Origin of the sequence: Streptococcus sp. FSL R7-0248, assembly GCF_037967965.1 — a bacterium.
Classification (GTDB): Bacteria; Bacillota; Bacilli; order Lactobacillales; family Streptococcaceae; genus Streptococcus.
The window spans coordinates 2,085,751-2,100,009 of the sequence record NZ_CP150201.1; the positions used below are offsets into that span (position 1 = coordinate 2,085,751).

Genomic DNA, 14,259 nt, shown 5'->3' on the forward strand with positions numbered 1-14,259 from the left:
GAATCTCCTTATCTCGCTGTAAGGTTATTATAACAATTCTTAAAGCGTTTTTCTATCTTATTCGGGAAAGTCCTTTATTTTTAATTTGGATAAACACTCTAATATAGAAGGTTTCTAGCAAAAAAAGTAGCCCTTATAGAGCTACTTTAGTCTATCGCTTATCCTTTATAATCAAAGGCAATTTCGATGATTTCTTTCAATTCTGAAATAAGTGGTTCTTTCGGATTAGCTGTTGTACATTGGTCTTCATAAGCATGTTCGGCCAAAGTATAGGCAGTGTCTTGAAGAAGTTTCTTAGTAACACCTTGCCCCTTCCAGTTCATGGCAATACCAACGGCAATACCCAATTCGTATACTTTTTGTGCCAAAACTTCAACTAATTCAGCATCTGATTGCTTGTCAGTACCCCATCCCATAAAACGAGCGATATCTGCGTAATCTTTGTCTGCACGGAAGTAGTCATATTTAGGGAACATAGCGTGTTTTTGAGGATCACGACCGTTGTAACGGATAACGTGAGGCATCAAAATCGCATTAGTACGTCCGTGTGGAATGTCAAACATAGGACCAACCTTATGAGCTAGTGAGTGGTTGATACCAAGGAAGGCATTGGCGAAGGCCATACCAGCCATTGTTGACGCATTATGCATTTTTTCACGTGATTCTTCATCACCAAAGCGGTAAGAATGTTCAAGATTTTCAAAAACAAGTTTAATTGCTTGGAGTGAAAGCCCACGTGTATAGTCACTAGCCATGACTGATACATAAGATTCAATGGCGTGAGTCAAAACGTCCATACCTGTATCTGCTGTAACGCTGGCAGGTACACTCATAACCAAAGCAGGGTCAACGATAGCAATGTCCGGAGTCAAAGCATAATCTGCCAATGGGTACTTGATATGAGTTTCACTATCAGTGATAACCGCAAATGACGTTACTTCTGAACCTGTCCCTGAAGTTGTTGGGATACAGATGAATTGTGTCTTCTGAGCGTAAGGAATCTTGTAAGTACGTTTACGGATATCCAAGAATTTTTGTTTAGCACCGAAGAAGCTTACATCTGGGTGTTCAAAGAACATCCACATAGCCTTAGCAGCGTCCATTGCAGAACCACCACCAAGAGCGATGATTACATCTGGTTGGAAATCTACAAAGCGTTCCAGACCTTTATAAACGGTATTAGTAGATGGGTTTGGCTCAACATCTGAGAAAACATCTACTGCCGGTCTGTGGCGGTTAAGTTCCAATTGGCGTTTAACCAAGTCTGCATAACCAAACTGAACCATACCAGGGTCACAAACCAACATCACGCGCTCAGCTTCAATGTGACGCAAGTAAGTTATTGAATCTTTTTCGAAGAAGATTTTTGGTGGGACGCGAAACCATTGCATGTTATTGCGACGCTTTGACAATGTTTTGACATTCAAGAGATCAAATGAGCTAACATTGTGTGACACTGAGTTATGACCGTGTGAACCACAACCAAGAGTCAATGATGGAATCATGTTATTGTAGATATTACCGATACCACCTTCAGCTGATGGGCTATTAACCAAGACACGGCAGGCTTTCATGCGGATACCATATTGGAGTTGGAGCTCTTCATTTTCAGTGTGGATAACAGCAGTGTGTCCAAGACCACCCAAATTGAGCATGCCTTCTGCTTTTTTGAATCCATCTTCAACACCATCAGATTTGATAAGAGCAAGTACTGGAGACAATTTTTCCAAGGCAAGTGGGTGTTCCATTGTTGCATCTGGAATTTCTGCCAAAAGCATTTTTGTACCTGCAGGAACTTTAAGGCCAGCTTTTTCAGCAATTTCAATAGCTGAGTGACCTACAATGGCACCATTTACAGCTGTACGCGCTTCATTAAGAACGACTTTTTCCAATTTAGCAATGTCAGCTTTTTTAGAAATGATGACACATTGATGTGCTTCAAATTCAGCCTTAACTTCGTCATAAATAGCTGCATCAACGATAGCTGCTTGTTCAGATGCACAAATCATACCATTATCAAAAGTTTTTGAAACGATGATATCGTTGACCGCACGTTTAACTTTAGCATCAGCAGCGATATAAGATGGGACGTTTCCGGCTCCTACACCAAGCGCTGGTTTACCAGTTGAATAAGCAGCCTTAACCATTCCAGGTCCACCAGTCGCAAGTACTGTGGCAATCTTAGGATGGTTCATCAAAAGACCAGTTGCTTCGATAGATGGCTCTTCAATCCACTGGATGCAGTCCTTAGGTGCACCTGCTTCAATAGCTGCATCACGAACAATACGAGCAGCCTCTGCAGATGATTTCTGAGCTGATGGGTGGAAGGCAAAGATGATAGAGTTACGTGTCTTAAGAGCAATGAGGGCTTTGAAAATGGTTGTTGAAGTTGGGTTAGTTGTTGGTGTAACCCCACAGATAACACCAACCGGCTCAGCGATAGAAACCAAACCTTGTTCTTTATCTTCAGCAATAACGCCTACAGTTTTGTCATATTTAATACTATTCCAAATGTATTCAGAAGCATACATGTTCTTGATGGCTTTATCTTCGTAAATACCGCGCCCTGTTTCATCAACGGCCAATTTAGCCAAATACATGTGTTTATCTAGAGCAGCAATCGCAGCTTGGTGAACAATATGGTCCACTTGCTCCTGCGTAAAGTTAGCCATAGCATCAAGGGCTTCAACCCCTTTTGTTGCCAATTCATCTATTACTGTTTGAACATCTTTAGTTTGTTTAGTCATATGAAACTCCTTTGAATACTTGTTAAAAACTTCACAAGCTTTAACACAAGTATATTATAGCGTTTTCTAGTCGCTATGTAAACCCTTACAACGATAAAAATAAAGAAATCCGTCCATTTTTGGACAGATTTCATCATTATTACCAAATAATCACGCGATCTTCTGGGGCACGCCACATGCCGTCTCCTTCTTTGACATCAAAGGTTTCAAAGAATTCGTCAAAGTTTGGCAATTGGACATTGGTACGGAGTTTTCCTGGTGCGTGGACATCAACACTTGCAAGAAGTTGCATATATTCTGTCCGAGCTTTCATGCGCCAGATGCGAGCAAAGTTGGTGAAGAATTCTTCTGCTGAGAAGTCTGCTTCTTTCTTGGCGGCTTCAAGGGCTGCAGCGATGCCTCCTAGGTCTGCCACGTTTTCAGAAACGGTCAATTTCCCGTTAATCTTGGCACCGTAAGAGTCTTGCCCTTCAAACTGATCGATGACCTTTTGAGTCCGAGCGGTAAAGGCTTCGTAATCTTCTGGCTTCCACCAGTCTTTCAAGCTACCGTGCTCGTCAAAGGAAGCACCATTGGTGTCAAAGGCGTGGGAGATTTCATGGGCAATGACCGCACCGATTCCGCCGTAGTTGGCTGATGACGATTGATGAAGGTCATAGAAAGGTGCTTGCAAAATCGCTGCTGGGAAGACGATTTGGTTTTGTTGCGGATCATAGTAGGCATTGACCATATTTGCTGGCATGTGCCACTCGCTCCGATCAACTGGTTGGTTCCACTTACTCCAGCTATGAGCAATTGAAATTTCGTAGAGAGTCTGAGCATTTTCAACCAAGGTTTTGCTCTCGTCGATAACCTTCTTGGCATAAGTTTCTGGTAACTTTTCAGGGTAACCGATATGAGGTGTGATGACATTGAGTTTGACAATGGCTTTTTCACGAGTCTCAGGGGCGAGCCAATCTGCTTTTTCCAGACGATCCTTGTAGACCTCAATCATGGTCGCTACTTTATGCTCCACGTCTGCTTTTGCTTCTGGTGAGAATTTTTCACCGGCATACCAGAGTCCAAGCGCTTGGCTATATGGTACTTCTGCTATTGATAAGGCTGCTTTTTCTTTTGGACGAGGTTCTGGAATACCTGCAATCGTACGACTATATTCACCAGCCAAAACACGGATTTCTTCGGTCAAGAATAGAGTCCAAGAAAGAGCTGCTCCGAGTTTCAATGCAGCATGAAGGGTCTCCCAGTTGGATGCTGAATAGAATGTTGGTGCGAATTCCTTCCAGTAACGCTCTTCTGGCACGATGATTTTATCTGGTGTTTGTCCGATCACTTCTGTAAAGAAGGCATCGAGTGGCAATTCTGGGACCAAGGCCTTGAAATCCGCCCACTCATAGGGATGGTAGAGTTTGTTGTACTCTGATTTTTCTTCGTTTGACAAGACATATTTGGCCAATTCTGCGTCCCCTGCAATCACTTTATCCAGGATATCTTTGATTTCTTCCTCTGAGAAATCAAATTTTGCCAAGAGCTTTTCCATCATTTGACGCCAGATAGCCAGTAATTCTGGGCCTTTTTCGTTGCCTTCTTCATAATAGGTCGTATCTGGCAAGATGAGAGCCGGTGCTTCTCCCCACAAGACATTCATTTGGGCATTCTTAAAGTCTGGCGACACGCTAAATGGCAAGAGATTTGGTTTGCCAGCTAGTTCATAGGTGCCCAACTTGCTGGTATAGTCTTCAAAAGAAGACAGAGCCTTGATTTCATTGATCAAGGGTATGACTGGTGCCACACCAGCTGCTTCTCGTGCATCAAAATCAGCTACCATCTTGTGGTATTTGACAAAGTTTTGCAGAATGCTATCTTCGGGTAATTCTTCTCCCCGTTGCCATTTTCCGGTAATATCCAACATCAAGTTTTCGATATCTCGATCCAAGTCCATAAAGCCACCAGTCGAAGGTTTATCATCTGGAATGACTGCTGTCTCAGCCCATTTCCCATTGACGTATTCATAAAAATCATCTTGTAAGCGTGTCATTACACTTCCTCCATCAACATTAAAAGTGCTTTCATTATAACAAAATTCCCCAGCAAAAGCATTTACTGAGGAAAGTTTGGCTTATTTTACTAAGATTGCTAGGGTTTGATAAGGTTTCAAAATTATCTTTTCAGCGAGCTCTGTATCGTCATAGTTTGACAAGAGCACGTGCCCTGCTTGGTATTCTGCTGGAATCGCCACTTCAACTTCACTTCCGTAGAAATTATTGAGTACCAAGAGTTTTTGAACGTCTAAGTAGCGTTCAAAGGCGTAGACTTGTTGACTATCCTCAAATGCTGGCTGATAGCTTCCTTCTGAAATGATAGGTATTTCTTTGCGCAAGCGAATCAATTCTTTATAGAATTTAAAGATTGGTCCATCGATTTCATTTTCAACGTTGATGTCTTTATAAGATTTACCGACTTTCAACCATGGAGTGCCTGTTGAAAAACCTGCATTCTCAGAAGCATCCCATTGCATTGGCGTACGAGAATTATCACGTGATTTGGCTTGAATGATCTTGAAGGCCTGCTCAGGAGACTCGCCTTGGTCCAAGAGCATTTGGTAAGCATTGATGGACTCGACATCCACGTAATCTGCCATAGAATCATAATCTGGATCAATCATCCCGATTTCTTCGCCCATGTAGATATAAGGTGTTCCACGTGATAGGTGAATGCTAGCTGCTAGCATGGTCGCTCCTTCATTACGAAAGTTCTTAATATCCACAAAGCGATTCAAGGCACGAGGTTGGTCATGGTTATTCCAGAAAAGGGCACTCCAACCACCTCGTTCACTCATTTCCTTACCCCAGGTATGATAGAGACGTTTGAGCTCTTCAAAATCAAAGGGAGTAATAGTCCATTTTTGTCCATCTTCATAATCTACTTTAAGATGATGGAAGTTAAAGGCCATAGACAACTCGTGACGCTCCGGTGCTGAATAAAGAACACAGTTGTCAATTGTTGTCGATGACATCTCTCCAACTGTCATAAAGCTACCATCAGAACCAAAGGTCGCTTCATTCATCATACGAAGATAGTCATGGACAATTGGTTTATCCGTATAAGCTGGTTTCCCTTCATTTTCAGGGCAATCCACTAAGACTTCATCTTTCCCAATCAAATTGATCACATCGAAACGGAAGCCTTTGACTCCCTTGTCACGCCAGAAGTTGACCACCTTGAACAACTCCTTACGGACATTGGGATTGCGCCAATTAAGGTCCGACTGTGTTTCATCAAAGAGGTGAAGATAGTATTTCCCTGTATCTCCAAAAGGAGCCCAGGCAGAACCACCAAATTTAGACAACCAATCGGTTGGTTGGTTCTGAATAAAGAAGAAATCTTGATAATACTGGTCTCCAGCCAAAGCTTTTTGGAACCACTCATGCTCCAAAGAAATCACTATTGATAATGCTACCGATCAAGATAAGATTCTTATCGACCTAGGTAAAGACCAGCATGTTGTTTGTATCCGTTCTAAAGTTTATTTAACTAATGGAAAACAGTTCCAATTTACGGAAAGTCGCCACAAACTTGAAAAATTCAAATTTGTCGATTATGCCAAGCGTCGTCATTGAAAGAAAGGGCTCTGCTAACAGAAAAAGTATCGGACAAGAATGTCCGATACTTTTTAGTTTTTACGGATAGGATCTGCTAGATACTCAGCACGAGCTCCACCAATTAACTTAGGACGACTCGCCAAAGCAGTCACATGAGCACCACCTAATTCTGGAGTAATCGGGCGAAGAGGAACTTGGACCCTCTTCACATGCATACCAATAGAGGTATCCCCAATATCGATACCAGCCTGAGCGACAATTTCCTCCACCTCAACAGGATCCTTCATATAGTCGAAAGCAGCCAGCTGACCACTTCCCCCAGCATGCAAGGTCGGAAGAACATTAACAATTTCCAAATCTTTAGCCATGGCGAGCTCACGCTCAACAACCAAAGCACGATTCAGATGTTCGCAGCCTTGAACAGCCAAGTAAATTCCTTTAGGTTCCAAAACTTCAAGAATCGTTTTCACAATTCGTTGGCCAATTTCACGGCTAGAGGCTTTTCCGATTATCCCACCAGCGACCTCACTGGAAGACAATCCCAAGACAAAGATAGCTCCTCGCCCAATAGCGGAACGTTCAACAATATCTTCTACAAGCACACGTGTCTTCTCTTCTAAATCTAGCAACATCACAACAGCCCTCCTTTAGACAACAGCTGTATTCAGGATTCGCACAATAAGATAGTACAGAATCACAAAAAAGATAAGGAAAAACACCCCTAATAATAATAACTGCCCACGGCGTTTCTTACTTAGGTCCCAGGAGAAACCAAATCCCATCAAAAAAGGACCAACACTATAACTTAGCATAAACCATAAATCTACACGTGCTATATGCCAAAAAGAAGAAATAAAGGCCACCAAACCTATTAAGGATAATATCCAAGAAAACTCCCAACGATCTGATTTAGCAAAAGCCAAGCCTATTAAGAAGCAGCCCAAGGCAGGCATGATAATAAATGATAGGGTCATAAAATAAAACATGCCATTATTATAGCATGTTTTACAGTTTCATGTTAGTGGCGGTTAATGACACCATAAGCAATAGTGAATGCAATAGCAGCAATACCTACAACGATTGCCATGACAGCCCAGAAAATAGTCATCGCACGGCGTCCCTTGCGATTGTTAAAAGGAAGTCCCCAACCAATCATGATGACACCTAGCAATCCAAGCCAGATTTTATAAGTGATAACAATCGCCGCATCAAAATAGGCAAAAACAACCAAACCTAAACCTAACAAAGAAATCAAATAAGACCACTTACCCTTCAAAAATGAAGGCAAGGCCCAACCAAATAATACTAAACCTAGTAGAGCAAGAGCTCCACCACCAAAAAATACAGGTACAATATAATTATCAAACATATTCATATTATAGCATATCTTAAAAAGTTAGGAAATAGAATCTATCAACCTAAGTGATATCCAATCTTTAAAATTTGTTTCCTCTCAATCACAGATTGATTCGCAGATACTAACTATTTATTTGGGTACAAAAAACAAAACGCAGAAAGGACCTTGTTTTAATAGCCTAATAGCGCTTTGTTTGCGCTACATCTATAATCAAAACGAACTGAAATTTAGAAATCGGGGGAAAAATGGGGGCAAAACATAAGAAAAAGGCTTGTCCATATTGGACAAACCCTTTCATTTCAAGCTTATATAGTCTAATTAAGCTTTGTTTGCTGAACCGAATACGTCGATACGTTCTTCAACAGCTTCTGTGATAGCTTCGAAACCTGGTTTCAAGAATTTACGTGGGTCGAAGAGTTTCTTCTTGTCGTATTCTGCTTCATTTGCTTCGTATTCAGCAACAAATTTACGTGTTGCGTTAGCAAATGCGATTTGACATTCAGTGTTAACGTTAACTTTAGCAACACCAAGTTTGATAGCTTCTTGGATTTGATCATCAGGAATACCTGATCCACCGTGCAATACGATTGGGAAGTTAGGAACAGCTTCTGTCAATTTTTGCAAGTGGTCAAGGTGAAGTCCGCTCCAGTTTTCTGGGTAAGGACCGTGGATGTTACCGATACCTGCTGCAAGGAAGTCGATACCAGTTGCAACCATAGCTTTAGCATCTTCGATTGGTGCCAATTCACCATCACCGATGATACCATCTTCTTCACCACCGATTGTACCAACTTCAGCTTCAACTGATACACCGTTAGCGTGTGCAAATTCAACAACTTTAGCTGCTTTTTCAAGGTTTTCTTCAACTGGAAGGTGTGAACCGTCAAACATAACTGAAGTGTAACCTACACGGATACATTCCAAAGCGTCATTGTAGTGACCGTGGTCAAGGTGAATAGCAACTGGTACAGTGATACCCATTGATTCAACCAATTCTTCGATAAGGACTTTACACAATTTGTAACCACCCATGTACTTAGCTGCACCCATAGAAGTTTGGATAAGTACTGGAGCTTGTTTAGCTTCTGCTGCACGCAAGATAGCTTGAGTCCACTCAAGGTTGTTTGTGTTAAATCCACCAACTGCGTAACCATTATCACGAGCTGCTTGGACAAATTTTTCTGCTGAAACGATTGCCATTATAAAGGCCTCCTATATTTTTTTGGGTTTGAACCCGTTTACAAGTTTATTCTATCACAATTGAACTCAAAAAACTAGCTTTTCTACAATTTGTAAGCGTTTTGATTTTTTAATACAAAAAAAACCAGTCATGTGACTGGTTACTCTGCGGAAAGAGGGACTTGAACCCTCACGACCTAAAGCGGTCACAGGATCCTTAGTCCTGCGCGTCTGCCAATTCCGCCATTTCCGCTAACAACATTAGTTATTATATCAGGATTGACAACTCGTGTCAATACTTTTTTGAAAGTTTTTTAGTAACTTTCTCTTGTCTCTTTCGAAACAACTATTATATAATACCATTTATTGTTTGCTGACGTCAATACTTTTTCGACTTTTTTTAAATTTTTTAGCAAAAACTATCTATCATATCTCTTGTCAAAGGTTAATCTAAACTCTTATTCAGCCTATCTAATTTCTCTCTAAGGGGAGCTAAGTAAACTTCTTCTCCAAAACCACGCGATTTTAAGCCATCCTCAGCACAAGACAATAACGATTCTGTCAAAGGTAAAATCATTTTGAGGTCTGTAGCAGAAATATCTTTTTTAGAAAATAAACGACGAATTCTAGGGTAATCATAGTCAAACGCTTCAAAAAAAGGTGAGTCATTCAAAATATTTTCTAGATTTACCAAATTGACTAAAAGACCAAGGTGAAAGGCTGCCGGCGCAAAGGTTGATGAGAAAGGTTGGGTACAAACACTGCGAAACTCAATAGTCCCTCGCGTCGTTAAATCTTGGAATTGATAAGAACGGTGAGTCTTAAAATCTTCCTCACTTGGTTCAATAGTGACTACTTCGCCACGAATAGAGTGTGCTTTGATAGATGGCGTACTCAGATAGTCTTTAGCGCGTATTGGTTCAAAATAGTAAGTTTCGTCACCACGCTTAGCAGTAAAAATGGCTGTCTCAGACAAGTAAGAAAAATAGTCATCTTCATTCTTAAATACCTTAGGAAATACTCCTGCATTTTCCTCAAACACACCATGCATGGAATTCTCCCAGAAAACATCACGGGAAAGCGCTAAATCCCAATCGGAACCCCAAAATTCAGAGTTTGCCAATAATACTGCCTTGGGTCCCTCTATTTGGTTAAAAGCATTTAAGACTCTTAAATAGGACGTTTTTGAAATATCTAATTGTACCTGACTCCCACAGATGAAAGAAGCATATTCTGGATAATCATGAAAGAAAGAATCGTTCTTTGCTTTAGATAGCTCGAGAAAATCCATAAGCATTTCATAACGAGGAGATTTAACAGGTCTGTTGTCATTTTTTTCCCAGTTTGGATTCACTCCCCAACCTTGCAACTCATGATTATGATTCTGAAGATAGGGTTGGATTATACTGAGGTAAGTATCCAGACGTTCCTCAACCTCAGAAATTCTCTCAGCCTTTGCAAAAGCAAACTCGATCGTATTGTACGAAACTTCAAAAAGAATCATGTCTCCAGAAGCTTTATCGATAAGCTGAATAGGATTATTATCAGAATCATACTTATCAGCTTGAAAATCAAAATTATCCAAGAGATAGACTAGTAACTGTTTTGTAAGAGAGACATCTGTAGCATTACCACTCAAATTAACAACTGGGTATTCCAACTCAATCCCCACAAATAATTCGGGTTGCTCCTTAATTGGCTCATAGTACCTTTGCTTAAGCAGTTTCTTGGCTGTTGTCAAAATAATGTCCCCCTTTTTAAAATAAGCTTACTCCATTATATCAAAATATTCAGACGATTTATAGACAAAAAAAAACGCCTGCTTACGAAAAATAACCGTATTACCTTTCGTAAACAAGCGTTACATGCTTATTTATTCCCATTTTTATGATGAGTGTTCCCGCTAGGCGTATGCCCAGCGGTAGACCAGAGCTAGACTAAGAAAAGCTAAGCTATTCCATCATCATAACACTCAACAAAATTGATAAAAATTAAACAAGTTCGATGATTGCCATTGGGGCAGCATCGCCACGACGTGGTTCTGTTTTAAGGATACGAGTGTATCCACCGTTACGTTCAGCATAACGAGGTGCGATTTCTGAGAAAAGTTTTTGAAGAGCAGTTGTTGATGTATATTTATCAGTTGCTTCATCATAGCTTTCAGATGCAATTTCGTTACGTACAAATGCAGCTGCTTGACGACGTGCGTGCAAATCACCACGTTTACCAAGAGTGATCATTTTTTCAACTGTTTTACGGATTTCTTTAGCACGTGCTTCAGTTGTAACGATTGCTTCGTTAATGATAAGATCTGTAGTCAAATCACGAAGAACCGCTTTACGTTGTGAGCTTGTGCGTCCAAGTTTACGGTAAGCCATGTTATCCTCCTATATTATTATTTATCGTTTTTGAGTCCAAGTCCAAGATCAGCCAACTTAACTTTGACTTCTTCAAGAGATTTACGACCTAGGTTACGGACTTTCATCATTTCAGGCTCAGTTTTTTCTGTCAAATCATGAACGGTATTAATACCGGCACGTTTCAAACAGTTATATGAGCGTACAGACAAATCAAGTTCTTCGATGGTACGGTCAAGCACCTTTTCATCGTTCACTTTTTCAGTTTCTTTCATTACATCAGTAGCTTTAGCAACATCAGTAAGGTCAGTAAACAAGTTCAAGTGTTCAATCAAAACGCGAGCCGAGAGACCGAGGGCATCTTCAGGGATGATTGTTCCGTTTGTCATGATTTCGATTGTCAATTTATCAAAACCATCATTACTACCTACACGGGCAGGTTCAACTTGATAATTGACTTTTTTCACTGGTGTGTAGATTGAATCTACAGCCAATGTTCCCACTGGTGCATCATCTTTCTTGTTTTCATCTGCTGGAACATAACCACGGTTTGTAGCTACTGTCATAGTCGCTTTCAAAGAAGCGCCGTCAGCGATAGTGAAAAGATAATGATCAGGGTTAACAATTTCAATGTCGCTATCAGTCAAGATGTCTCCAGCAGTAACTTCAGCTGGACCTTGGACATCAAGTTCAATTGTCTTTTCGTCTTCGACGTAAGATTTTACAGCAAGTCCTTTAATATTAAGGATGATTTGCATCACGTCTTCACGGACGCCTGGTACGGTATCAAATTCGTGGAGTACTCCATCAATCTTAATTGATGTTACGGCAGCACCTGGAAGTGATGACAAAAGTACACGACGAAGAGAGTTACCCAAAGTTGTACCATAACCACGTTCTAGTGGTTCGATGACAAATTTGCCGTAATCTTTATTTTCATCAATTTTTGTTATTATTGGTTTTTCAAACTCAATCATTTATTATACTCCCTCGAAACGAACCTTGTGTACTATTGTTATTAAAGATTACACACGACGACGTTTTGGAGGACGACAACCATTATGTGGTACAGGTGTTACATCACGGATTGCTGTTACTTCAAGACCTGCAGCAGCAAGAGCACGGATAGCAGACTCACGACCTGAACCAGGACCTTTAACAGTTACTTCAACTGTTTTAAGACCATGTTCTTGTGCAGATTTAGCAGCAGCTTCTGAAGCCATTTGTGCAGCAAATGGTGTAGATTTACGAGAACCTTTGAAACCAAGAGCACCAGCTGATGACCATGCTACAGCGTTACCATGCACATCTGTAATCATAACAATAGTGTTATTGAAAGTAGCGTGAATGTGAGCAATACCAGATTCGATATTCTTTTTCACACGACGTTTACGTGTTGGTTTAGCCAATGTTTTTACCTCCTATTTTATTTTAATTATTTTTTCTTACCTGCAATCGCAACAGCTTTACCTTTACGAGTGCGGGCATTATTTTTAGTGTTTTGTCCACGGACAGGAAGTCCACGACGGTGACGGATACCACGGTATGAACCGATTTCCATCAAACGTTTGATGTTAAGGTTAACTTCACGACGAAGGTCACCTTCAACTTTGATTGCATCCACTTCGCGACGGATAGCGTCTTCTTGATCATTTGTCAAATCTTTAACGCGGATGTCTTCAGAAACGCCTGCAGCAGCCAAGATTTTCTTAGATGTTGCAAGTCCGATACCGTATACGTAAGTAAGTGAAATTACTACACGTTTATCGTTTGGAATGTCAACTCCAGCAATACGAGCCATGATTTCTCCTTTCTATATTATCCTTGACGTTGTTTGTGTTTTGGATTTGTTGGACAAATTACCATAACACGACCGTTACGACGAATAACTTTACAGTATTCGCAAATTGGTTTAACCGATGGTCTTACCTTCATGTTTCAATCCCTCCAATTATTTCGATTATTTAAAGCGGTATGTGATGCGTCCACGTGTCAAATCATAAGGACTCATTTCAACAGTCACACGGTCACCGACCAAAATACGAATGTAGTTTTTACGGATTTTACCAGAAACTGTCGCCAAAATTTGGTGTCCATTTTCCAATTCAACAGTAAACATAGCATTAGGCATAGTTTCTACAACTTTACCTTCAATTTCAATCACGTCTTCTTTTGCCACGCAAAAGTACCCCCTAAAATTTCGATTTGATTTCCTCTGAGCACAGAGGTAACAATTATAAGTCAGACTAAAGTATTATAACATGCTTAAGTCTGATACGCAAGTAAGATTATATAATTATTTAATTGCTGCAATCGCTTTTTTTACATCAGCGAATACATCGTCGATATCTTGGTTACCTTGAATATCTGATACAAGACCAAGCTCACGGTAATGTGCAATAATTGGCTCACCTTGAGCAATATTCACATCCAAGCGGCGTTTCACTGTTTCTGGTTTGTCATCTTCACGTTGGTAATAGTCTTCTTCCTTGTAATCAGCTGGTGGGTTGAATACTTTATGGTAAGTTTCACCTGTTTCGCGGTGAATAATACGACCACTCAAGCGTTCAAGAAGGCAAGATGGATCCACTTCGATATTGATTACTCCATCAAGCTCCAAACCAAGATCAACCAAGATTTGATCCAAGGAATGAGCTTGTTCGATTGTGCGAGGAAAACCATCCAAAAGGAATCCTTTTTCCTTAATGTCGTCTTGAGCCAAACGCTCTTTAACGATTCCGTTTGTTACTTCATCTGGTACCAATTCACCTTTATCGATGAATGATTTTGCCAAAGTTCCCATTTCTGTTTGGTTAGCCATAGCAGCACGGAACATATCACCAGTTGAGATGTGAGCTACACCAAATTCTTCAACAATTTTTGCAGCTTGAGTCCCTTTACCAGCACCTGGTAGACCCATAATTAAAAGATTCATCTTACGAACTCCTTATTTTTGTTTTCAAATAACTCTATCAAGGTTTTAACACATTGGTAGAGTTATCAAAAAACAAAAGAGAAGG

The 14,259-nt window shown here is 40.5% G+C and carries 13 protein-coding genes, 1 tRNA gene and 3 pseudogenes; 1 reads left to right on the top strand and 16 read right to left on the bottom strand.

Annotation, left to right across the window (positions count from 1 at the left end):
* Nucleotides 1-158: 158 nt before the first annotated feature.
* The 3 genes and pseudogenes from adhE to NYE32_RS09650 form a co-directional block, all read right to left on the bottom strand.
* A pseudogene (adhE, locus tag NYE32_RS09640) lies at nucleotides 159-2,768 on the bottom strand (bifunctional acetaldehyde-CoA/alcohol dehydrogenase); the annotation flags it as partial.
* Between the two features lie 118 nt (nucleotides 2,769-2,886).
* A complete protein-coding gene (locus tag NYE32_RS09645) occupies nucleotides 2,887-4,782 on the bottom strand; it encodes a M13-type metalloendopeptidase (protein WP_156685142.1) in 1,896 nt (631 codons plus the stop codon).
* Nucleotides 4,783-4,863: 81 nt separating this feature from the next.
* Nucleotides 4,864-6,192: pseudogene (locus NYE32_RS09650) on the bottom strand (alpha-amylase family glycosyl hydrolase); the annotation flags it as partial.
* Here NYE32_RS09650 and NYE32_RS09655 point away from each other — a divergent pair.
* Nucleotides 6,179-6,364 (top strand): annotated as a pseudogene (locus NYE32_RS09655) (UTRA domain-containing protein); the annotation flags it as partial. The pseudogenes NYE32_RS09650 and NYE32_RS09655 sit on opposite strands and share 14 nt — an antisense overlap.
* Before the next feature lie 53 nt (nucleotides 6,365-6,417).
* Here NYE32_RS09655 and NYE32_RS09660 read toward each other — a convergent pair.
* The 13 genes from NYE32_RS09660 to NYE32_RS09720 form a co-directional block, all read right to left on the bottom strand.
* On the bottom strand, nucleotides 6,418-6,978 hold the full coding sequence (locus NYE32_RS09660) for a TIGR01440 family protein (RefSeq protein ID WP_014632528.1): 561 nt from the start codon (nucleotides 6,976-6,978) through the stop codon (nucleotides 6,418-6,420).
* Nucleotides 6,979-6,993: 15 nt separating this feature from the next.
* On the bottom strand, nucleotides 6,994-7,332 hold the full coding sequence (locus tag NYE32_RS09665) for a hypothetical protein (protein WP_073689700.1): 339 nt from the start codon (nucleotides 7,330-7,332) through the stop codon (nucleotides 6,994-6,996).
* Between the two features lie 32 nt (nucleotides 7,333-7,364).
* A complete protein-coding gene (locus NYE32_RS09670; RefSeq protein ID WP_073689701.1) occupies nucleotides 7,365-7,721 on the bottom strand; it encodes a hypothetical protein in 357 nt (118 codons plus the stop codon).
* Between the two features lie 300 nt (nucleotides 7,722-8,021).
* A complete protein-coding gene (locus NYE32_RS09675) occupies nucleotides 8,022-8,903 on the bottom strand; it encodes a class II fructose-bisphosphate aldolase (protein ID WP_002885816.1) in 882 nt (293 codons plus the stop codon).
* A gap of 146 nt (nucleotides 8,904-9,049) precedes the next feature.
* Nucleotides 9,050-9,135 (bottom strand) — tRNA-Leu (locus NYE32_RS09680).
* A 192-nt stretch (nucleotides 9,136-9,327) separates the two neighbouring features.
* Nucleotides 9,328-10,623: a gamma-glutamylcysteine synthetase gene (locus tag NYE32_RS09685; protein ID WP_139724388.1), complete on the bottom strand. Its 1,296-nt coding sequence runs from the start codon at nucleotides 10,621-10,623 to the stop codon at nucleotides 9,328-9,330.
* A gap of 250 nt (nucleotides 10,624-10,873) precedes the next feature.
* Nucleotides 10,874-11,260 carry a 50S ribosomal protein L17 gene (gene rplQ, locus NYE32_RS09690; protein WP_002885709.1) on the bottom strand — a complete coding sequence of 129 codons (387 nt, stop codon included), beginning with the start codon at nucleotides 11,258-11,260 and terminating at the stop codon, nucleotides 10,874-10,876.
* A gap of 17 nt (nucleotides 11,261-11,277) precedes the next feature.
* Complete coding sequence (locus tag NYE32_RS09695) at nucleotides 11,278-12,216, bottom strand: DNA-directed RNA polymerase subunit alpha (protein WP_002885793.1); 939 nt, start codon at nucleotides 12,214-12,216, stop codon at nucleotides 11,278-11,280.
* A 48-nt stretch (nucleotides 12,217-12,264) separates the two neighbouring features.
* Entirely contained in the window at nucleotides 12,265-12,648 is a 384-nt protein-coding gene (rpsK, locus tag NYE32_RS09700) for a 30S ribosomal protein S11 (protein ID WP_002885718.1), read from the bottom strand.
* A gap of 26 nt (nucleotides 12,649-12,674) precedes the next feature.
* Nucleotides 12,675-13,040, bottom strand: a complete 366-nt coding sequence (rpsM, locus tag NYE32_RS09705; protein ID WP_002885820.1) for a 30S ribosomal protein S13 — start codon at nucleotides 13,038-13,040, stop codon at nucleotides 12,675-12,677.
* A gap of 17 nt (nucleotides 13,041-13,057) precedes the next feature.
* Nucleotides 13,058-13,174, bottom strand: coding sequence for a 50S ribosomal protein L36 (rpmJ, locus tag NYE32_RS09710; protein ID WP_000868345.1), 117 nt, complete (start codon nucleotides 13,172-13,174; stop codon nucleotides 13,058-13,060).
* Between the two features lie 25 nt (nucleotides 13,175-13,199).
* Complete coding sequence (infA, locus tag NYE32_RS09715; protein ID WP_001040189.1) at nucleotides 13,200-13,418, bottom strand: translation initiation factor IF-1; 219 nt, start codon at nucleotides 13,416-13,418, stop codon at nucleotides 13,200-13,202.
* 117 nt (nucleotides 13,419-13,535) lie between these two features.
* A complete protein-coding gene (locus tag NYE32_RS09720) occupies nucleotides 13,536-14,174 on the bottom strand; it encodes an adenylate kinase (RefSeq protein WP_003092019.1) in 639 nt (212 codons plus the stop codon).
* Nucleotides 14,175-14,259: the final 85 nt, after the last annotated feature.

Bases quoted from the DNA above. Each gene is read 5' to 3' on its own strand.
- NYE32_RS09645 (WP_156685142.1), bottom strand. From the start codon at position 4,782: ATGACACGCTTACAAGATGATTTTTATGAATACGTCAATGGGAAATGG.
- NYE32_RS09660 (WP_014632528.1), bottom strand. From the start codon at position 6,978: ATGTTGCTAGATTTAGAAGAGAAGACACGTGTGCTTGTAGAAGATATT.
- NYE32_RS09665 (WP_073689700.1), bottom strand. From the start codon at position 7,332: ATGTTTTATTTTATGACCCTATCATTTATTATCATGCCTGCCTTGGGC.
- NYE32_RS09670 (WP_073689701.1), bottom strand. From the start codon at position 7,721: ATGAATATGTTTGATAATTATATTGTACCTGTATTTTTTGGTGGTGGA.
- NYE32_RS09675 (WP_002885816.1), bottom strand. From the start codon at position 8,903: ATGGCAATCGTTTCAGCAGAAAAATTTGTCCAAGCAGCTCGTGATAAT.
- rplQ (WP_002885709.1), bottom strand. From the start codon at position 11,260: ATGGCTTACCGTAAACTTGGACGCACAAGCTCACAACGTAAAGCGGTT.
- NYE32_RS09695 (WP_002885793.1), bottom strand. From the start codon at position 12,216: ATGATTGAGTTTGAAAAACCAATAATAACAAAAATTGATGAAAATAAA.
- rpsM (WP_002885820.1), bottom strand. From the start codon at position 13,040: ATGGCTCGTATTGCTGGAGTTGACATTCCAAACGATAAACGTGTAGTA.
- rpmJ (WP_000868345.1), bottom strand. From the start codon at position 13,174: ATGAAGGTAAGACCATCGGTTAAACCAATTTGCGAATACTGTAAAGTT.
- NYE32_RS09720 (WP_003092019.1), bottom strand. From the start codon at position 14,174: ATGAATCTTTTAATTATGGGTCTACCAGGTGCTGGTAAAGGGACTCAA.